Origin of the sequence: Mycobacterium sp. RTGN4, assembly GCF_033804635.1 — a bacterium.
Classification (GTDB): Bacteria; Actinomycetota; Actinomycetes; order Mycobacteriales; family Mycobacteriaceae; genus Mycobacterium.
Window position 1 is genome coordinate 82,521 of sequence record NZ_JAPZLB010000001.1, and the last position, 18,414, is coordinate 100,934.

Genomic DNA, 18,414 nt, shown 5'->3' on the forward strand with positions numbered 1-18,414 from the left:
CTCCTCGCGACGGGGTCTGGATACGAGACGCGCCCGAGACTACTTAGTCTCGGGCGCGTCCCGTGGGAGTGGCTACTGAACCTTGAAGATCCAGATCAGGTTCGTAGTCAGCTCACCCTTGTCCGTCCACTGGTAGTTACGGGCCACGCCCTGGCCGTTGTAGTTCTTGACGTAGTCCAGCAGCGCCGGCCGCGTGATCGCACCCGAGTCGATGCCCTTCAGCAGAATGGTGCCCAGGTCGTAGCCCTCTGTGCTGTACGTGCCAGGCGCAGTTCCGTTGAACGCCTTGGTGTATTCGTCGGCGAACGCACCCGTCGCGGGACCGCACGGGCAGGACAGCAGCGCGTCCTTGGACGCCTCGCCAGCCTGCTTGACGAACTCCGGGTCCTTGGTGCCGTCGGCGCTGACGAAGGTGGCCGTGACGCCGCCGTCCTTCAGCTGCTGCACCAGCGGGGCCGCCTCTGAGTAGTAGCCGCCGTAGAAGACCGCGTCGGGGGCGATCCCCTTGACCTGCGTGACCGCAGCGGAGAAGTCCTTGTCGCCCTTCTTCACCTGGATGTTGCAGCCCGAGTCCGCGACGGGTCCGAGCGTGTTGCGGACCGCCTCCGCGAGGCCAAGGCCGTAGTCGGTGCTGTCATCGATCACGCAGATCTTCTTGTACTTCAGCGTGTTCTTCAGATAGTTGGCCACCGAAGGCCCCTGCACCGCGTCATTGGCAAGTCCGCGGAAAAAAGTCTTCCACCCGTTCTCACTCAGCGTGGGGTTGGTCGCCGACGCCGTGGCCGCCACCAGCCCGGCCTGGTCGAATACCGTGCCGGTGGCCTTGGTCTCGCCCGAGAACGCCGGGCCGACGAGGCCGATGGTGAACGGGTCGTCGACGATCTGAGGAGCAATGCCGGTCGCCTTCTGCGGATCGCCCTCGGTGTCGAACGGCTTCAGCTGCACCTGGCAGCCGGGGTTGGCCTTGTTGTGCTGGTCGATGGCCAGCTGCACGCCGTTCTTGATGTTGATGCCGAGCGCAGCGTCCGCTCCGGTGAGCGCGCCCGCCATGGCGATCGATACGGGCGGGCAGGTGGCCTTTCCGTCGCCTGCGGGATTTGCGGGTGCGGCGCCCTCCGCGGCCTTGACTTCCCCACCGTTCTCGTCGATCTGCACTTGCTCGACGATCTTCAAATTGGTCTGGGCCGTGTCGCCCTGCTCGGGCGTGGACTGCTTGTTGCAGCCGGCGATGCCGACTACGAGCAGGCCCGCGCTTGCGAGAGCAAATGCACTCCGTGCCATGCGACTGCGCACTAGTTCCTCCGAATCAACGTTGTCATCGGCATCGGTGACGTAGCGCCTGAATGACGTGGCGCCGATGCTTCGGGTTGAACATAGCCAACACACGGCTCACGTGCGTGATGTTGCGAAATGCGGACTGAGTATCGGCTGTGTGACCGGGTCGATCGGCGTGTCTGGAAACGCAGTGTTTACGCGTCGCCCGGGCTGTCCAACGTCTCCAGCACTACCTCGGCGACCCTCTTCATCGTGGTGCGACGATCCATGGCGGCACGTTGGATCCACTTGAAGGCCTCGGGTTCGGTCATCCCCTGCTTCTCCTGCAGCAAACCCTTGGCACGTTCCACGAGCTTGCGGGTCTCGAGCCGCTCGGACAGGCTGGCGACCTCGGTCTCCAGGGCTGCCAGCTCGCCGTACCGGCTAACGGCCAATTCGATCGCCGGAATCAGGTCCGTAATCGAGAACGGCTTGACCAGATAGGCCATGGCACCTGCGTCACGCGCTCGCTCGACGAGTTCGCGCTGCGAGAACGCCGTCAGCACGAGGACCGGGGCAATCCGCTTCTGCGCGATCTCGGCCGCGGCGTCGATGCCGTCCCTGCGCGGCATCTTGACGTCCATGATCACCAGGTCCGGCTTCAGGCTCTCGGCGAGGTCCACGGCCTCTTGGCCGTCGCCCGCCTCGCCAACGACGTCGTACCCTTCTTCGCGGAGCATCTCGGCGAGGTCGAGGCGAATGAGTGCTTCGTCCTCGGCGATGAGAACACGGCGCGGCTTGTCGGCATCCGTCAGTGACCCGGTCATTCGCACATTGTCGCGTGACGCGTGCCGATCAGCGACCGCGGGGCCGTGACCGACACATTCCGCCATCCTTTATCGTGGGAGACCGCACGATAAAGCCCTCGTATCCCAACTGGCAGAGGAAACGGATTCAAAACCCGTGCAGTGTGAGTTCGAATCTCACCGAGGGCACCCAAGCTGTGGCGGCATCTACGCTGCTAGAGACGATTTATTCGTTCGCTAGGCGGCCGTAACGGGCCTTTCATCGTAGGACCACCGACACCGCTTTCACCCCGATCGGTCGTCGAACCAAGATCGCCGAACAAATCGGCGCAGACGTCCGGCGTGGATTCGCGTGGGCGGCTGCGGACATCAGACGCGTCCGGCGCTCAGGTTCTAGGTCCACTCTGATGCGGCGCTTGATATTTCGAAGCATTGGTAGTGCGCAAACCTGTTGAGAACCGGGCGATTCGCGATTTCGAACTGTCCGGGTATGACGTCGCCGGCAAACGCATCCCAGGAAAGGCCGCGCAACCGAACTCAGTCGCGGTCGGCAACCCGTTAGACCAGCTTCGCAGGTCCGCCTTGTCTCATTGGGTGGAAATCATCCAGCCGACCACGCTCAGCATGGTATCGATGGCAAAGAAGAGCGGTACGACGCTGGGATCGTAAAAAAGGCTCATGGGACACCCGCTCGCATCGACTCAGCTTCACACAGATGTACCATACTGTCGAATGTTGTTGCGTAGCAAAACATTCGGCAAAGTACGACAGTTTGCTGGACGCTAAGCCGCCGCCACCGTAACGAGTGACAGCGAGTAACCACGGGGCGTCGAAAGCATCATGACCGCCCACGCGTATCGCCAAGTTGAGTATTCAGAAATATTGCAACACAACCGATTTCGTATGTCTGGTCGACCAGCACGTTGGCGCCTACTCCCGGCGTGAAGATGGTCCGCGTGCACTGAACCGACCCGAAAAGCCGCCTAGCCGGGCTACGCTCTAGCAGTGGCGGTCGACGAGGGTGACGCGCCGCCGGTCGGCAGGAAGCTGGCACTCCGGCGCTCGTCGTGTGTGCCCGCCGTCGCGATGGACGCCCTGAACAAGGGACGCGCCCACCATCGGGCCGAAAGCACATCGCGCCAGTTACGCGTTCTGACGCTTGCGACCCGAATCGGCGCCGCGGTTAGTGTCCTCTTCGGGTTCCAACAGTTCGTCTTCGTACAGCAAGCGCTCTGGATCGGTTTCGTCAACCTGGCGGCCGGGTTGGTGTTCCTGCTGATTCCCAAGCTGTACCGGTATGGCGACCTGCTGGCGCCCTTGGTGTTCATCCTGGCCGCCTACACGGTGATCACCGTCGTCAGCATCTACGTCGGCACCTCGAGCGGCTTGCACTTCTACTACGTCGTCGCCGCGTCGCTCGTGGTGCTCGTGCTCGGCATCGAGCACATGGTGATCGCCTCGGCCCTCGCCGCGGTCGGGGCGGTTACCGTGATCGCACTGGAGATGTGGGTGCCCCACAACACCGGCGTGCAGCCCGACTGGGCGTTCCGGATGGGTTTCGTCATCAACGTGGTCGCGGTCTGGGTGTTCATCATCGCGACGGTCTGGTTCGCCATGCGTGAGACCGCCCGCGCCGAGGAAGCCATGGAGATCGAGTACCAACGGTCCGAGTCGCTACTCGCCAACATCCTGCCCGCGTCGATTGCGAAGCGGTTGAAGGACCCGGCGCACAACATCATTGCCGACAGATACGACGACGCGTCGATTCTGTTCGCCGACATCGCCGGCTACACCAAGCGCGCAAGCGACACGCCCCCAACAGAACTCGTCCGGTTCCTCGACGCGCTCTACACGGACCTGGACGCGTTGGTCGACCGACACGGACTCGAGAAGGTGAAGACCAGCGGAGACTCCTACATGGTGGTCAGTGGGGTGCCGGAACCGCGGCCGGATCACCTCGAGGCGTTGGCGAGCCTCGCGCTGGACATGGCCGACGCGGTCGCCGGCCTCACCGACCCGCAGGGCCGCGAGGTCCCGCTCCGCATCGGCGTGGCCTCCGGGCCGGTGGTGGCCGGCGTCGTCGGGGCGCGCAAGTTCTTCTACGACGTGTGGGGTGATGCCGTCAACGTCGCCGCCCGCATGGAGAGTACCGACGTCGAGGGGCGAATTCAGGTGCCGGACAACGTGTATCAGCTCCTCAGCGGACGGTTCGAATTCGAGGAGCGCGGTGAGATCGACGTGAAGGGCAAGGGCATGATGCAGACCTGGTACCTGACCGGCCGCCGCTGACCGTCAGACCGCATGCTCCTGGTCGCGCTCGTCCTGTTGAGCGAGTAACCGGGCGTAACCCGCACCCATCCCTAGTAGCGCCAACCCGACGACGATGAACACGATCACCCGGAAGATGCCGTCGAGCGTGCCGAGGTCGAACAGGAACAGCTTGGCCATCGATGCGGCGACCACCGCCAAACCTGCTCCGATCGGCAGCGACCGCTGCGCGCGCGGCACCCGCGCCGCGTAGCGGAATACGAAGGCTGCCAATGCGATCCAACATATGGTGGCCGCGACGTGCCCGGAGAAGAAGCCCGATCCGTCGCCGCCGAGCAACACCCCTGCCGTCACGGTGAACATCGTGATCGCGTACATGGCGATGACTGCCGCCGTGGCCAACAACACGCCTGCGACGTCCCGATCGGCATGGTTGCGGCCGACCCACGACCAGGTGATCGCCCCGGCGCAGACCATCGCCAACACGCTGGCGATCAGTGTCGAGACCGCCATCGGAGTGCTCACCTCGGTCGCATAGGCCAGGTTGGATGGCGGCGCGGAGACGAGGTAGTAGACGCCACCGACTACACCGAAGCCCATGGCCGACCACCTGGCCACTGCGCTGTCGCGACCTGCGACGGCCACCACGACACCGGTGGCAAGTAGCAGCGGGCCCGCCACCTGACCGTCGAACGCGACGGTGATCGCGATCAGCAGCGCGCCGGCGGACGACGCCGCCCAGGTCGCGCCGACGCGGGTGGACGTGGTCTTGGTGAGCCGATGGCCGGCCAGCGCGAGCGCAAGCAGTACGGCTGCCAACACAGCGGCCATCACGGCAGCGGTGACACGGTCGACGGCCAGGTTGACGGCGAGTACTGGAATTGTCCCTGCCGCCGAGAAGAGCGCAACCGCAACGGGATGGGTGCTGTGCGGGAGCAGGACCACCGCACTTGCCAGCGCCAGGAACGCCGCGATCGCGCACGCCGCGGCCAGCCAAACCACCTGTTTCGAGCTCGAATTCACCCCAACCAAGGCGATGAGCAACGGCAGCGTGCTCACCGCCATGCGTGCACCATGCATGGCAAGCCAGTTCTTGCCGAGCTGCACGGGCAGCGTGGCGGCCGACAGGGCCAGCATGAAACCGACGAGCAGCAGCGTGACGCCACCGACGACGGCGGGCCCGAGTGCCAGTAGCGGAACCAGCACCAGCAGTGCGAGCTGTTCGGAGTTCCACCGTCTGGCCACCGTCAATCCCCCGCCGGCAACTGCCGCCGCGAGCACCAGCGCCACCGCGCCAGGCACCCACTGGTAAACGGTTGCTACCGCGATGATGTCAATGTATGCGGCGGCAATACCCGTGGCGGCCAAGGCAATCGCGCCGACCCTGCCACCGGGTCTGCGGTATAGCCAGCACGCGACGCCGACCAAGGCGCCGGCCAACAGGGCTCCAGCCCCTACTCGAAGCTCGGGCCGAAGGATCCCGGCCTGCGCCGCGAGCACCACCAGCAGCACGACGCCGACGAGCGTGACGGCCACCCCGGCGACGGCAAGCGCCTTGCCGATCCAGTTCTCCGACCGGGGCGCAGCGAGCGACGTGGCAACGACGGGCGGAACGGGGTCCAGGACTGGAGGGGTGGGCTGATACGCCACGGCCGGGGTGCCGACGGGTTGCTGCGGCGCCACGGACTGTTGCCAATAGACAGGCGGCGGCGCAGCGACAACTTCCGCGGCGTGACCGTGGGCCACGATGCGGTCGAGTTCGCGCAGGTCGGACGACACCCGCCCGAGATAGCTCCACATGGTGGCGACATCCGCGTTGATCCGGGCGAGCAGGGCCTGATCCGGTTGGGTCATGCTGCCATCGTGGCAGCGAACACCGTTCCTGGGATGAGTATTTATACCCGCAGGTGCCTACTCGTCGAGGCCGTGTTCGATCGCGTACCGTGCCAACTCGACGCGATTCGCGAGTTGAAGCTTGCGAAAGGTGGCCTGTACGTGGTTTTCCACGGTGCGGTGACTCAGCGTCAGCTTCTCGGCGATCTGCTTGGCGGTCAATCCCTTCGCCACGTAGCGAAGTATCTCGGTTTCCCGCTCCGACAGGCTGGGCGTCGTCGAACCCTTGGCCGGCGCCTTCGCAATGCGTCGATACTCCCCCAGCACCAGCCCGGCCAGCCCCGGTGTGAAGACGGCGCGCCCCTCGGCGGTCGCACGCACTGCCGCCGCCAGTTCGATCTTGGACGCGCTCTTGACGAGATATCCAGTGGCTCCGGCCTTTACCGCTTCCAGCACGTGGTCGTGTTCGGCGGAGGCCGAGAGCACCAGCACCCGTGATGACGCAGATACCTGGAGCACCGCGACGGTGGCCTGGGCGCCAGTGCCGTCCGCGAGGTTCATGTCCATGACCACGACGTCTGGTTTGACCACCGCCGCCCGGCGCCGCGCCGAAGCGACACCGTCAGCCGTTGCGACCACCTCGAGGCCGTCCTCGGCCAGATCGCGAGCCACCGCGTCGCGCCAGATCGGGTGATCGTCGACCACCATCACCGTGAAGCCCTCGTCAACGGCCACGTTCGCTCCCCCGCGGGAGGGTTAGTTCCCACTCAGTCCCAGTCTCTGGCCCGGTGCTCAGTTTCGCACTGCCCCCAAGCCATTTCATTCTGCCAACGATCGACTTCGAGATGCCGATCCGACCTTCGTCTTCGGCTTGGTCAAGCCGACCCGCCGGTATGCCGATCCCGTCGTCGCGAATGCTCACCACGACCGAGTCCTCGAGATCCTCGAGGAGTACGAAGGCGTGGGCATCGGCGCCCGCGTGGGCGGCGACGTTCGCCAGCGCGTTGGCCACGGCCGCGTCGAGTTCAGCCGCGACGGTCGAATCGAGCATCACCGGCGTCGCGGGCAAGCTCGTCGAGACTCGATCTGATGCGCGGGCGCGAAGCATCGGGACGAGGTCGGCCAAGGCGCCCACAGGCACGGGTGCCGCCGCGGCGCTCACCAGTCGTCTCAACGCCCGTTCCTGCTCACCCGCCAGCTCAGCCAATTCGGTTGTGGGTCCGCCGATTTCACGGCCGCGCCGGGAGACCAGGGCCAGCACCTGGATGGCGCCGTCATGCACTTCTCGCGACAGCCGCTCACGTTCCTCCAGGACGGCAGCCAGGCGGGTGGCCTGCTGGAGTTCGGCGTGCGCGCGTCGCGCAGTCTGCGCGGCCATGCCCACCGCAAGCCCGACGGCGAGTTCGATGACGATGGTGGCGTTGCGGCCGAGGTCGATGGTGACGTGGTCCTTCAGCGCCGCACTTGCCAGCATCACGATTACTCCGGCGCCCATTCCTCCGATGGGACCCAGTTGAATCGCCGCGGAGATCGTTACGTTGGTAGCCCACAACGTCGTCGGCCACGACTGGTTGTCCGCCATCCATTGGTCGGAGGCCACCAACGCGGTGGATGACATGAGCGCCACCACGACGACGAGTTCGGCGACCACCCACGCAATTCGCCTGCCGAACCCCTGGAGGTATGCCACTGCACACGCCACACTCCACGCGAGCAAGACACCGAAGAGCACCCACCCCGTCACGGGGCGATCGAGATCGGGGTTTACCGCAATCTGAAAACCCAACGCGTACAGGCAGCTCAGCAACCGGAATACTTGGGCTGCCCGCCACAGCGGAGTGGCGGGATCCGGTGCGAGCCCCGGCCTCACTGTTACATCACCTTGGACAGGAATGCCTTCGTGCGCTCTTCTTTGGGGTTGCTTAGGACCTCGCGAGGATCACCGCTCTCGACGATCACTCCTCCGTCCATGAATACCAGCTGATCGGCGACCTCGCGGGCGAAGCCCATCTCGTGGGTGACCACCAACATCGTCATGCCCTCGGAGGCCAGCTTCTTCATCACCGCGAGCACCTCGCCGACCAGCTCGGGGTCGAGGGCCGAGGTGGGTTCGTCGAACAGCATCAATTTGGGTTCCATGGCGAGGGCTCGGGCGATGGCGACCCGCTGCTGCTGGCCGCCCGAGAGCTGAGCCGGGTAGGCCTCGGCCTTGGACGCCAAGCCGACCCGATCGAGCAGCGCGTGGGCCGTCTTCAACGCCGCCTCACGCTTGACGCCCTTCACCTGGACGGGCGCCTCGACGACGTTCTCGAGCGCGGTGCGGTGCGGGAACAGGTTGAAGTGCTGGAACACCATCCCGATGTCGCGCCGCTGCTTCGAGGCATCCCGCGGCGACATCTCGTGGAGCTTCCCGCCGCGTTCGCGATACCCGATCAGGTCGCCGTCGACGTAGAGTCTGCCCGCGTTGACCTGCTCCAAGTGATTGATACAGCGGAGAAACGTCGACTTCCCAGACCCCGACGGTCCCACGATGCACAGCACCTGGCCGGTCTCCACCTCGAGCGTCACGCCCTTCAACACGTGAAGTGCGCCAAAGCTCTTGCAGACCTGCTCGGCGCGGACCATCACCGTCATATCGGATTCCCTAACTGCGCCTTCGCCAACGCCTCGAGTTGCTTGGTGGTCAGCTTGCGCGACGAACCTCGAGCGAAGTACCGCTCCAGGTAGAACTGGCCCACCATCAAGATGCTGGTGACCACCAGGTACCAGGTGGACGCCACTAGGAGCATGGGGACCGGGTCGAAGATGCGCGCAGCGATCTCCCGGGTGGCGATGCTGTACAAGTCGAACGCGTAGGGCACCGCGGTGACCAACGAGGTGGTCTTCAGCATGCTGATGACCTCGTTGCCCGTCGGCGGGATGATCACCCTCATCGCCTGCGGCAAGACCGTGCGCCGCATCGCCTTTCCCCAGGACATGCCGAGCGCCGTCGACGCCTCCATCTGTCCCTCGGGCACCGAACTGATTCCGGCGCGGATGATCTCGGCCATGTAGGCCGCCTCATTGAGCGCAAGACCGAGCGTTGCCAGCAGGAATGGGATGGTCAAACTCTGCAGGTCGAGATGGAAGAACGTCGGACCGAAGAACGGCACCCCGAACTGAATCTTCCGGTAGATCACCGGGATCAGACCCCAGAACGCGAGCTGCACGTAGATGGGCGTCCCACGGAAGATCCACAGATACACCCACGACACCGCCCGGAACACCGGGTTCCCGGACAGTCGCATCACCGAAAGGAGGATGCCGAGCGCGATGGCCAACGCCATCGACAAGACGGTCAGTTCCAACGTGTGGAGGACACCAAGAAGAATCCGTTCGTTGAACAGGTACTCCCGGTACGTCCCCCAGCTGTAGGCCGGATTCGTGGCCGCCCCGTAGAGGAACAGCCCAAGCAGGATGATGATGACGACGGCCGCCACCCACCGCCATGGATGACGCAGGGGCACTGCGTCAATCGCGGCGGGGCCGTCGGATGGCGGCGCGTCGACATCAGTCATGGACAACCTTGCTTCAGCTGACCGCGCCGTTGATGACCGGCTTGTCGATCATCCCGTCTTCCAGACCCCAGTTGCCCGCGATCTGCTTGTACGCGCCGGAGTCGATCAGGTGTTGCAGCGCTTGAACCAACGACTGCGCCAGTGGCGAATTCTTGGCCACCGGCCACCCGTATGGAGCGGAGTCGAAGATCTCGCCCGCCTTCTCAAGCTTGCCCTTGCTCTGCTTGATCGCGTACAGCGTCACCGGCGAGTCCGCCGACATCGCGTCGGCCTGACCGAGCACGACGGCATTGGTGGCCGCGTCCTGGCCGTCGAACGGGATGATCGTGATGGCCGGCTTACCGGCGTCCGTGCACTTCTTGCTCTTGGCAGGAAGTTCATCGGTCTCCTGCACCGTGGTGGCCTGCACCGCGACCTTCTTGCCGCACGCGTCCTCGGGGTTGATGGAGCCTCCGGCCGGCTGAGCCCACAGAGAACCCGCCGAGAAGTAGGTGACGAAGTCGACGGCCGCCTCACGTTCCTTGCTGTCGGTGAACGACGACATGCCGACGTTGAACGTGCCACCTTGGATCGAGGGAATGATCTTCGCGAAGTCCGCCTCGCGGTACTCCGGTGTCAGCCCCAGCGTCTTGGCAATCGCATCCATGAGGTCGACGTCGAAGCCGACGATCTTCCCGCTTTCATCCTTGAACTCGTTGGGCGCGTAGGGAATGTTGACACCGACGATCAACTTGCCCGACGACTTGATGGCCTCGGGCACCGTGTTGGCGATGGAATCGACCTTGTCCGCAGACGCGGCGGTCTTGCTGCCCTCGGGCCCGGGACTCTCCGACTTGCTCGAACATCCCGACATGGTCAGGGCGCCGACCGCGGCGAATACCGCCGCGTAGCGCCACATCTTCGGACTTGACACGAGTTGCCTCATCTCTCTGCATCGGGTCGATATTCAGCACCCCCAAGGCGAGGAGGTTAGCGACCGTTGACCCAGCACGCACTGCCGGTAACGAGACATTAACGACTTCCTGTGTGCGGGGACGGCGTTATGGCAACCGGAGCGCAACGAAATCCTCATACGGATTCCGTGCTGTGCAACACTTCCGACATGACTAACTCGACTCCCCCAAGCATGCTGCCGCACCTCTGGAAGTCGGCGATCATCTCGGGCGTCCTCGCTATCGCACTGGGCGTCGCGGTGTTGGTCTGGACGGGAACGTCGATAACCCTGGCGGCCATCTTGTTTGGCGTCGCCCTACTGGTTACTGGCTTCGAACAGCTGTTCTTCGCGTTCTCCCTCCGTACCTCTACGGGCGTACGCGTTTTGCTACTGCTCAGCGGCGCCGCGGCGCTGGTGCTGGCGGTCATCGCACTCGCCCAGTTCTACGACGCCTGGCGGCTGCTCGCCATCTGGATCGCGGTCGGTTTCATCTTTCGGGGTGTGTCGACCACGATTTCCGCAATCAGCGACCCGACGTTGCCCGGCCGGTTCTGGAACATCGTCTCGGGCGTGATCAGCCTGCTCGCGGGCGTGGTGATCATGGCGGCTCCGTACTCCTCGTTGCAGATCCTGGCCTACTTCGTTGGCTTCTCACTGATCATTCTCGGCGTCTTCGAGGTGGTGGCGGGCTTCGCGGTCCGCAAGGCCACCAAGGGCGGCGCGCTGGTCGTGCCCGAAGATCCCACCCCGTAGTTCGACGTCACAGTTTTGGCCCTTGGTCTGCGTGAGTCGATCTACTACACTTCGTCGTAGAAGAGCCTCGCAGTTCGGGAGATGGTGCGGATGAATGCGCTCGACGTCTCGCGGTGGCAGTTCGGAATCACCACCGTCTATCACTTCGTGTTCGTTCCGCTGACCATCGGCTTGGCCCCGCTCATCGCAGTGATGCAGACCGTCTGGATGATCACCGGCAACACGTCGTGGTACCGATTGACGCGCTTCTTCGGCAAGTTGTTCCTGATCAACTTCGCCCTCGGCGTGGCGACCGGCATCGTCCAGGAGTTCCAGTTCGGCATGAACTGGAGCGAGTACTCCCGCTTCGTCGGGGACGTGTTCGGGGCCCCCCTCGCGATGGAGGGCCTCGTCGCATTCTTCTTCGAGTCCACGTTCATCGGACTCTGGATCTTCGGTTGGACGCGGTTGCCCCGGTTGGTGCACCTCGCGTGCATCTGGATCGTCGCCATCGCCGTCAACATGTCGGCCTTCTTCATCATCGCCGCCAACTCGTTCATGCAGCATCCCGTCGGGGCCAAATTCAACCCGGACACCGGACGCGCAGAACTCACCAGCATCGTGGCGCTGTTCACCAACAACACTGCGCTGGCGGCCTTTTCGCATGCAGTCGCTGGCGCGTTTCTCACCGCTGGCACCTTCGTCGCCGCGGTTTGCGCATGGTGGCTGGTGCGCGCCCGCACCAGTGCAGAAGCCCGCACCATGTACCGGCCCGCGACGATCCTCGGTTGTCTCGTGGTGTTCGCATCCGCGGCGGGACTGGCCTTCACCGGCGACACGCAGGGCAAGCTGATGTTTCAGCAACAACCGATGAAGATGGCCTCGGCCGAATCCCTCTGCCACACCGAAACGGATCCCAACTTCTCCATCCTGACCGTCGGCACGCACAACAACTGCGACAGCGTGACCCACCTGATCGAGGTGCCGTACGTCCTGCCCTTCCTCGCGGAGGGACGCTTCACCGGCGTCACGCTTCAGGGCGTCAAGGATCTTCAGCAGGAGTACCAGGCGAAGTACGGCGCGCACGACTACCGGCCGAACCTCTTCGTGACCTACTGGTCGTTCCGCGCAATGATCGGATTACTGGCATTCCCAGTACTTTTCGCACTCATTGCGCTATGGATGACCAGACGCGGCCGGCTGCCCCATCAACGCTGGTTCGCTTGGCTCGCGCTACTCGTACTGCCCACGCCGTTCCTGGCCAACAGCGCCGGTTGGGTGTTCACCGAAATGGGTCGCCAACCGTGGGTGGTGGTACCGAACCCAACGGGCGACCAGATGCTGCGACTCACCGTCGATCTCGGCGTATCGGGCCATTCCGCAGGCCTGGTGCTGACCTCACTGTGTGTGTTCACCCTGTTGTACGCAGGCCTCGCGGTGATCTGGTTCTGGTTGATCCGGCGCTATGTCATCGAGGGACCGCTCGAGCACGACTCCGAACCAGCGCCGCCAATGCCGCCTGGCGACGACGACCTCGCGCCCTTGTCGTTCGCGTACTGAGGAGGCCGTCATGGCACTGCAGGACTTCTGGTTCATCGCACTAGCTGCGCTGTTCGTCGGATTCTTCGTACTCGAAGGGTTCGACTTCGGGGTGGGCATGCTGATGGTCTTCTTTGGGTGGCTGGGCAAGGGCGACGACGAAAAGCACCGCCGCGCAGCGTTGAACACCATCGGTCCGGTCTGGGACGGCAACGAGGTGTGGTTGATCACTGCGGGCGGAGCGATGTTCGCGGCCTTCCCTGGCATGTACGCAACGTTGTTCTCCGGTCTGTATCTGCCGTTGCTGGCGATCCTGGTCAGCATGATCCTCCGCATCTGTGCCATCGAGTGGCGCGGGAAGATCAATGACGCGCGGTGGCGATCGTGGGCCGACGCCGGGATCGCCATCGGGTCGTGGATTCCCGCCATCCTGTGGGGCGTCGCGTTCGCCGCGCTCCTACGCGGGCTACCTGTCAACGCCGCCAAGCAGATCGACCTGTCCGTCACCGACGTGTTGAATCCCTACGCACTGCTTGGCGGATTGGCAACCGCAGGATTGTTCGCCTTTCACGGGTCCGTCTTCGTCGCGCTGAAAACCGAAGGGGCAGTGCGTAGCAACGCCGTGCGTTTCTCGGCACTCCTTGCACTCCCCGTCAGCGCATTGGTGGCCACCTTCGGGCTGTGGACGCAACTGGCTCACGGCAAGGACTGGACGTGGTTCGTCTTGGCTGTGGCGGTGATCGCCCAGCTGTCGGCCGTCATGCTGGTATGGAGCCGAGGTGGCGACGGGTGGGCATTCGCCTGTACGGCAACAGTAGTGGCTGCACTGGTGGTGATGATGTTCGGAGCGCTGTACCCGCAGCTCATCCCGTCGACGCTCAACCCGGCGTGGAGCCTAACGATTCACAACGCGTCGTCATCGCCGTACACCCTGAAGGTCATGACCTGGGCCGCAGCGCTCTTCGCACCCCTGGTGATCGCGTACCAGGCATGGACGTACTGGGTATTCCGGCAACGCATCTCAGCCACACGGATCCCCGAGCCCGCGGGCCTGGCACCACGGCCAACGTGAAGCGCCTGCCCGCCACCACCGCAATGCGGCGCCACCTGGCCGCATCGGTGTGTTGCGGCCTGCTGATCTCGGGCAGCGCCATCGCCAGCGCCGTGCTGCTGGCCCAACTCGTCGCGGGCGTCATCACCGACGCAACCTCGCGTACTCTGGCGCATTGGGCGCCGACACTATCAATCCTGTTGTGCTTGTGGATGGTTCGGGCACTGGCCCAGTGGCTGCAGGCCCGACTCAGCCAGCGGGGCGCCACCGCGGCCATCGCAGAACTGAACCAACGCATCCTCGTTGCGGTCACCGCGCTGCCGCCCCGCCGGCTGGCAGCCGTCCGTGACGATGCCGCGCTGCTGACCACCCACGGACTCGACGGACTCCGCCCGTACTTCACCAAATATCTACCTGCCGTGATGCTTGCCGCGCTGCTCACTCCCGCCGCGACCTTGGTGATGGCCTGGCACGACCTGCAATCCGCCGTGGTCGTCGTGATTGCGCTGCCCCTGGTACCGCTGTTCATGATCCTCATCGGGCTCGTCACTCGCGACCGCTCCGCAGCCGCACTGCGCGCGATGACCACCCTGCAATCCCGCTCGCTCGACCTGATCGCGGGCATTCCTACCTTGCGCGCACTCGGACGGGCCGAAGGTCCCGCCGACAGAATCGCAAGACTCGGCTCCGTCCAAAGGCGTTCAGCGATGGCGACGCTGAGGATCGCGTTCATGTCGGCCCTCGTCCTTGAACTGCTCGCCACGCTGGGAGTCGCCCTGGTTGCCGTCAGCGTCGGCCTGCGGCTCGTTTACGGCGACCTCGCGCTGTCCACCGCCCTCACCGCGCTGTTGCTTGCCCCCGAGGTGTTCTGGCCGCTGCGCCGGGTCGGCACGGAGTTCCACGCCGCCCAGGACGGGCAAACCGCCGCCGCCAAGGCCATGGCGCTGCTGGACGAAGTAGCGCCGTCCGCTCCCGGGCGAATCGTCGCGCGCACGGCCACGATCCGACTCGAATCCGTCGGCGTCGCGGGCCGGGACGGGACGGCCCCGCGCGACCTGACCGTCGACGTGACGCCCGGTTCGGTGACCGTACTCACCGGGCCCAATGGATCCGGCAAGAGCACCGCACTCGAGGTGATGCTCGGCCTTACCCCTCCGACATTTGGCCGAGTGTTGATCGGCGGGGTTAATGCCGACGAACTCGACCCGACGTCGTGGTGGCGCGAGGTGGCGTGGTTGCCGCAACGCCCCGCGTTCGTCCCAGGGACCGTGCGTGCCAACCTCGAATTGTTCGGCCACCTCCCCGATATCGAAACACCCTGCCGGATCAGCGGATTCGACGAAGTGTTGGCGACGCTGCCCGACGGCCTCGACACCGTGGTCGGCCGGGACGGCACCGGCCTGTCGCTCGGTCAGCGGCAACGACTGGCCTTGGCCAGGGTGCTCGGCTCGCCCAAACCCGTACTGCTACTGGACGAACCGACCGCACACCTCGACATGGTCATGGAAGCACGTGTACTCCGGGCCATTCTGGAGCGGGCGAGAGCCGGCGCGGCAGTCGTCGTGGTCGGGCACCGCCAACCCGTCATCGCGATCGCCGACAACGTCATTCGGCTCGGGGGTGAACTCCTTGTTCCGCGATGATCCGCTCATCTGGGCCATGGGATTGCTCCGCCCCAGGATTCCGCGCCTGGCGTCGGCCGCCGCGCTCGGCGTGCTGGCCCTCGGCAGCGCCCTTGCGCTCGCAGCAGTGTCGGCATGGTTGATCAGCAGGGCGTGGCAGATGCCACCGGTGCTCGACCTGACAGTCGCCGTCGTCGCGGTGCGCGCACTTGGCATCTCCCGAGGTGTGCTGGGCTACTGTGAACGGCTCGCTGCGCATGACGTGGCGCTGCGCTCGGCGAGCCGCGCCCGCACGCAGCTCTACCGCGCCTTGGTAGCTGCACCCGCTGACGCGGTGATGCGCCTGCACAGCGGAGACCTCATGGCACGCTTGGGCGCGTCGGTCGACGACCTGTCCGATGTGCTGGTGCGTGCAGTGCTGCCAATAGTCGTCGCCACGGTGCTTTCGGCGGTCGCAATCACCACGATCGCCGTCATCGCACCCGTGGCCGCCCTGCTGCTGGCCGGCTGTCTGCTGATCGCCGGTGTGGTGGCGCCGTGGCTGTCCTCACGGGCTGCGTCGAGCACAGAACAGCTGGCCGCTGAGCATCACTCGGCCCGTGACGCCGCGTTGATTCTCGCCCTTGAACACGCGCCCGAGCTTCGCGTCAACGGTCGGCTTGCCGACACGATCGCCGAAGCAGACGGCCGCCAACGCGATTGGGGTAGGGCCGCCGATCATGCCGCCCGACCCGCGGCGGTGGCAGCCGCGGCGCCCACCGCGGCGGTCGCCGTCAGCGTGCTCGGCGCAGTGATTGTGGCCATCGCGTTGGCGCCGACGGTCGCACCCACCACCGTGGCCATCCTGATGTTGTTGCCGCTGTCCGCATTCGAGGCCACGACGGCCTTGCCCGGTGCTGCCATTGCGTTGACCCGCGCCCGAATAGCGGCCCTTCGGCTGCGGCAACTGACTGACCCCACCGCTCTCGGGCGAGTCCGCCCGACGTTGCCTCCACTGGACATCCGTCCCGGCGCCAGGCTTTCCGTCGTCGGGCCAAGCGGCTGCGGCAAGACCACACTGCTCATGGCAACCGCCGAGGCGAACAACGAAACCATCCTGACCGCTGGCTATTTCGCCGAGGATGCACACGTCTTCGAAACCACGCTGCGCGACAACCTGCTGGTTGTCCGCGGCGATGCGCACGATGGCGAGTTGGAGGCCGCCCTGCAGCGGGCCGGACTTGGCACGTGGTTGGGCGACCTGCCTGAGGGGCTGTCCACCGTGCTGGTGGGCGGGGCCGCCGCCATGTCCGCCGGTCAGCGCAGGCGACTGCTGCTGGCCCGGGCGCTCCTGTCGACCTTCCCCGTGGTGCTGCTCGACGAGCCCACGGAACATCTCGATGCCGATGACGGGCGTCGGATTCTGACCGAATTGCTCACCCCCGACGGGTTGTTCGCTGCCGATCGGACCGTCGTGGTCGCGACCCATCACCTCCCCGACGACGTCGACTGCCCCATCGTCTCGCCCGGCCACGGCGAGTATCCTGACCAGCAATGACTCAGTACCCGGTAAGCCATCCCCCACCGCCGTATGCCGGATCGGTACCCGCGCCGGCCAAACCCAAGAACTGGCTAGGCGCGACGGCTCTCGTGGTAGCCATCCTCGGCCTGGTCGGCTCCTTCTCGATCGTTGGTGGCGTCGCCCTTGGTGCCACAGCGATCATCGTCGGATTCAGCGGCCGCCGACGCGCCAAGCGGGGCGAGGCCACCAACGGCGAGGTGGCAACGGCCGGAATCGTATTGGGCGCGGTGGCGATCGTCGTCTCACTGGCCGTCATCGCCATCTGGGTGCGCGGCTACCAGGAGGTCGACTTCGGCAGCTACGTCAACTGCGTGACCAAGAGCTCCGAACCGCATCACGTCGAAAAATGCGCGAATGAATTCCAGCAGCGCCTCAACGACAAACTCGGAATCAAGGGAAGTACTTGACGATTCCCTCTTGCACGACCGTGGCGATCACGCGCCCCGACCGGTTGAAGAAGTGCCCGCTGCCCAGCCCCCGCGACTCGGCCGCCACCGGGGACGTCGTCGAGTAGAGCACCCAGTCGTCGAACAGCACCGGGCGGTGGAACCACACCGAGTGGTTCATGGTCACCGCAAATATGCGGTCGAACCCCCAGGACAATCCGTGGGTGGTGATGATCGAGTCGAGGATCGTGGTATCCGACGAATACAGCAGTGCTGCAGCGTGTATCACCGGGTCGGCAGGCATTTCCCCATCGGCCTTCAGCCACACGCGGTTGTGGGCAAGCCGTTCGTTCTTGTCGCGCATCACCCACGCCGGATCGTTCGTGTAGCGCCACTCGATCGGCCGCAGCGCCTCGACGAAGTGCGGCACGACCTTCTCGTAGCCCTCGAGCAGCACGCCAATCTTGGGTAGCGAGGCCGGATCCGGTACCTCGGGTGCCTCGACGTCGTGTTCCAGCCCGGGCCCGCCGTCCATGTGCGACACCAGCACCGAGGTCAGCACTACCCCGTTCTGGACGACGTCGACCCGTCGATTGGCGAACCGGCGTTCGTCTCTCAGCCGTACGACGTGAAACTCGAGGTCCTGGTCCGGATCTCCACCCGCGATGAAGTGGGCCGAGAGGGCGCTCGGCGGCAGGTCGTACGACAGCGTTCGACTGGCCGCGACGAAGGCCTGCGCCACCATCTGGCCGCCGAACGTCCGCACCGGGTTCTTGCTCGGATGCCCACCGATGAAGGTGTCGTCGTCGACGCGGTGGAGTTCGAGCACCGCCAGCAGCTCGGCCAGATCAGTACTGGACACGCGCTGCTC

The 18,414-nt window shown here is 65.0% G+C and carries 17 protein-coding genes and 1 tRNA gene; 9 read left to right on the forward strand and 9 right to left on the reverse strand.

The window, feature by feature from the left end:
• Positions 1–72: 72 nt before the first annotated feature.
• Together SLQ30_RS00370 and SLQ30_RS00375 are read right to left on the reverse strand one after the other, a co-directional pair.
• On the reverse strand, positions 73–1,293 hold the full coding sequence (locus SLQ30_RS00370) for a branched-chain amino acid ABC transporter substrate-binding protein (protein WP_319444872.1): 1,221 nt from the start codon (positions 1,291–1,293) through the stop codon (positions 73–75).
• Positions 1,294–1,469: 176 nt separating this feature from the next.
• Positions 1,470–2,081, reverse strand: coding sequence for an ANTAR domain-containing response regulator (locus SLQ30_RS00375; RefSeq protein ID WP_319444873.1), 612 nt, complete (start codon positions 2,079–2,081; stop codon positions 1,470–1,472).
• A 94-nt stretch (positions 2,082–2,175) separates the two neighbouring features.
• Here SLQ30_RS00375 and SLQ30_RS00380 point away from each other — a divergent pair.
• From SLQ30_RS00380 to SLQ30_RS00390, 3 genes are all read left to right on the forward strand, one after another.
• Positions 2,176–2,249: transfer RNA gene (locus SLQ30_RS00380), tRNA-Leu, on the forward strand.
• A gap of 249 nt (positions 2,250–2,498) precedes the next feature.
• Positions 2,499–2,729: a hypothetical protein gene (locus tag SLQ30_RS00385; protein WP_319444874.1), complete on the forward strand. Its 231-nt coding sequence runs from the start codon at positions 2,499–2,501 to the stop codon at positions 2,727–2,729.
• Between the two features lie 336 nt (positions 2,730–3,065).
• Positions 3,066–4,349, forward strand: a complete 1,284-nt coding sequence (locus SLQ30_RS00390; RefSeq protein WP_413467891.1) for an adenylate/guanylate cyclase domain-containing protein — start codon at positions 3,066–3,068, stop codon at positions 4,347–4,349.
• Positions 4,350–4,352: 3 nt separating this feature from the next.
• On the opposite strand, the gene SLQ30_RS00395 is transcribed toward SLQ30_RS00390, so the two are convergent.
• The 6 genes from SLQ30_RS00395 to SLQ30_RS00420 are packed head-to-tail and all read right to left on the reverse strand — an operon-like array spanning position 4,353 to position 10,616.
• A complete protein-coding gene (locus tag SLQ30_RS00395) occupies positions 4,353–6,182 on the reverse strand; it encodes a DUF2339 domain-containing protein (protein WP_319444875.1) in 1,830 nt (609 codons plus the stop codon).
• Positions 6,183–6,239: 57 nt separating this feature from the next.
• On the reverse strand, positions 6,240–6,869 hold the full coding sequence (locus SLQ30_RS00400) for a response regulator transcription factor (RefSeq protein ID WP_319445547.1): 630 nt from the start codon (positions 6,867–6,869) through the stop codon (positions 6,240–6,242).
• Positions 6,870–6,885: 16 nt separating this feature from the next.
• Positions 6,886–8,031, reverse strand: a complete 1,146-nt coding sequence (gene macS / locus SLQ30_RS00405) for a MacS family sensor histidine kinase (protein WP_319444876.1) — start codon at positions 8,029–8,031, stop codon at positions 6,886–6,888.
• 2 nt (positions 8,032–8,033) lie between these two features.
• A complete protein-coding gene (locus tag SLQ30_RS00410) occupies positions 8,034–8,786 on the reverse strand; it encodes an amino acid ABC transporter ATP-binding protein (RefSeq protein WP_319445548.1) in 753 nt (250 codons plus the stop codon).
• A 5-nt stretch (positions 8,787–8,791) separates the two neighbouring features.
• Positions 8,792–9,718: an ABC transporter permease subunit gene (locus SLQ30_RS00415; RefSeq protein WP_319444877.1), complete on the reverse strand. Its 927-nt coding sequence runs from the start codon at positions 9,716–9,718 to the stop codon at positions 8,792–8,794.
• A gap of 13 nt (positions 9,719–9,731) precedes the next feature.
• Positions 9,732–10,616: an ABC transporter substrate-binding protein gene (locus tag SLQ30_RS00420; protein WP_319445549.1), complete on the reverse strand. Its 885-nt coding sequence runs from the start codon at positions 10,614–10,616 to the stop codon at positions 9,732–9,734.
• A 186-nt stretch (positions 10,617–10,802) separates the two neighbouring features.
• On the opposite strand from SLQ30_RS00420, the gene SLQ30_RS00425 reads away from it, so the two are divergent.
• From SLQ30_RS00425 to SLQ30_RS00450, 6 genes are all read left to right on the forward strand, one after another.
• Positions 10,803–11,405 carry an HdeD family acid-resistance protein gene (locus SLQ30_RS00425; RefSeq protein ID WP_413467913.1) on the forward strand — a complete coding sequence of 201 codons (603 nt, stop codon included), beginning with the start codon at positions 10,803–10,805 and terminating at the stop codon, positions 11,403–11,405.
• Between the two features lie 90 nt (positions 11,406–11,495).
• Positions 11,496–12,944 (forward strand): cytochrome ubiquinol oxidase subunit I, encoded by a 1,449-nt coding sequence (locus SLQ30_RS00430; protein WP_319444878.1) that lies wholly within the window; start codon positions 11,496–11,498, stop codon positions 12,942–12,944.
• Positions 12,945–12,954: 10 nt separating this feature from the next.
• Positions 12,955–13,995, forward strand: a complete 1,041-nt coding sequence (cydB, locus tag SLQ30_RS00435; protein WP_319444879.1) for a cytochrome d ubiquinol oxidase subunit II — start codon at positions 12,955–12,957, stop codon at positions 13,993–13,995.
• A 23-nt stretch (positions 13,996–14,018) separates the two neighbouring features.
• On the forward strand, positions 14,019–15,617 hold the full coding sequence (cydD, locus tag SLQ30_RS00440; RefSeq protein WP_319445551.1) for a thiol reductant ABC exporter subunit CydD: 1,599 nt from the start codon (positions 14,019–14,021) through the stop codon (positions 15,615–15,617).
• The gene (locus tag SLQ30_RS00445) at positions 15,604–17,133 is read left to right on the forward strand and encodes an ATP-binding cassette domain-containing protein (protein WP_319445552.1); all 1,530 of its coding nucleotides are present in this window, start codon (positions 15,604–15,606) and stop codon (positions 17,131–17,133) included. The genes cydD and SLQ30_RS00445 overlap by 14 nt, the downstream gene beginning before the upstream one ends.
• Positions 17,130–17,564 (forward strand): DUF4190 domain-containing protein, encoded by a 435-nt coding sequence (locus tag SLQ30_RS00450; RefSeq protein WP_319444880.1) that lies wholly within the window; start codon positions 17,130–17,132, stop codon positions 17,562–17,564. The genes SLQ30_RS00445 and SLQ30_RS00450 overlap by 4 nt, the downstream gene beginning before the upstream one ends.
• Here SLQ30_RS00450 and SLQ30_RS00455 read toward each other — a convergent pair.
• On the reverse strand, positions 17,548–18,405 hold the full coding sequence (locus SLQ30_RS00455; RefSeq protein WP_319444881.1) for an acyl-CoA thioesterase II: 858 nt from the start codon (positions 18,403–18,405) through the stop codon (positions 17,548–17,550). The genes SLQ30_RS00450 and SLQ30_RS00455 overlap by 17 nt on opposite strands.
• Positions 18,406–18,414 lie beyond the last annotated feature (9 nt).

What these genes read in the sequence shown, in the direction of transcription:
- SLQ30_RS00415 (WP_319444877.1), bottom strand. Translation starts at nt 9,718, where the DNA reads ATGACTGATGTCGACGCGCCGCCATCCGACGGCCCCGCCGCGATTGAC.
- SLQ30_RS00420 (WP_319445549.1), bottom strand. Translation starts at nt 10,616, where the DNA reads ATGTGGCGCTACGCGGCGGTATTCGCCGCGGTCGGCGCCCTGACCATG.
- cydB (WP_319444879.1), top strand. Translation starts at nt 12,955, where the DNA reads ATGGCACTGCAGGACTTCTGGTTCATCGCACTAGCTGCGCTGTTCGTC.
- SLQ30_RS00375 (WP_319444873.1), bottom strand. Translation starts at nt 2,081, where the DNA reads ATGACCGGGTCACTGACGGATGCCGACAAGCCGCGCCGTGTTCTCATC.
- cydD (WP_319445551.1), top strand. Translation starts at nt 14,019, where the DNA reads ATGCGGCGCCACCTGGCCGCATCGGTGTGTTGCGGCCTGCTGATCTCG.
- SLQ30_RS00395 (WP_319444875.1), bottom strand. Translation starts at nt 6,182, where the DNA reads ATGACCCAACCGGATCAGGCCCTGCTCGCCCGGATCAACGCGGATGTC.
- SLQ30_RS00450 (WP_319444880.1), top strand. Translation starts at nt 17,130, where the DNA reads ATGACTCAGTACCCGGTAAGCCATCCCCCACCGCCGTATGCCGGATCG.
- SLQ30_RS00410 (WP_319445548.1), bottom strand. Translation starts at nt 8,786, where the DNA reads ATGGTCCGCGCCGAGCAGGTCTGCAAGAGCTTTGGCGCACTTCACGTG.
- SLQ30_RS00400 (WP_319445547.1), bottom strand. Translation starts at nt 6,869, where the DNA reads ATGGTGGTCGACGATCACCCGATCTGGCGCGACGCGGTGGCTCGCGAT.
- SLQ30_RS00430 (WP_319444878.1), top strand. Translation starts at nt 11,496, where the DNA reads ATGAATGCGCTCGACGTCTCGCGGTGGCAGTTCGGAATCACCACCGTC.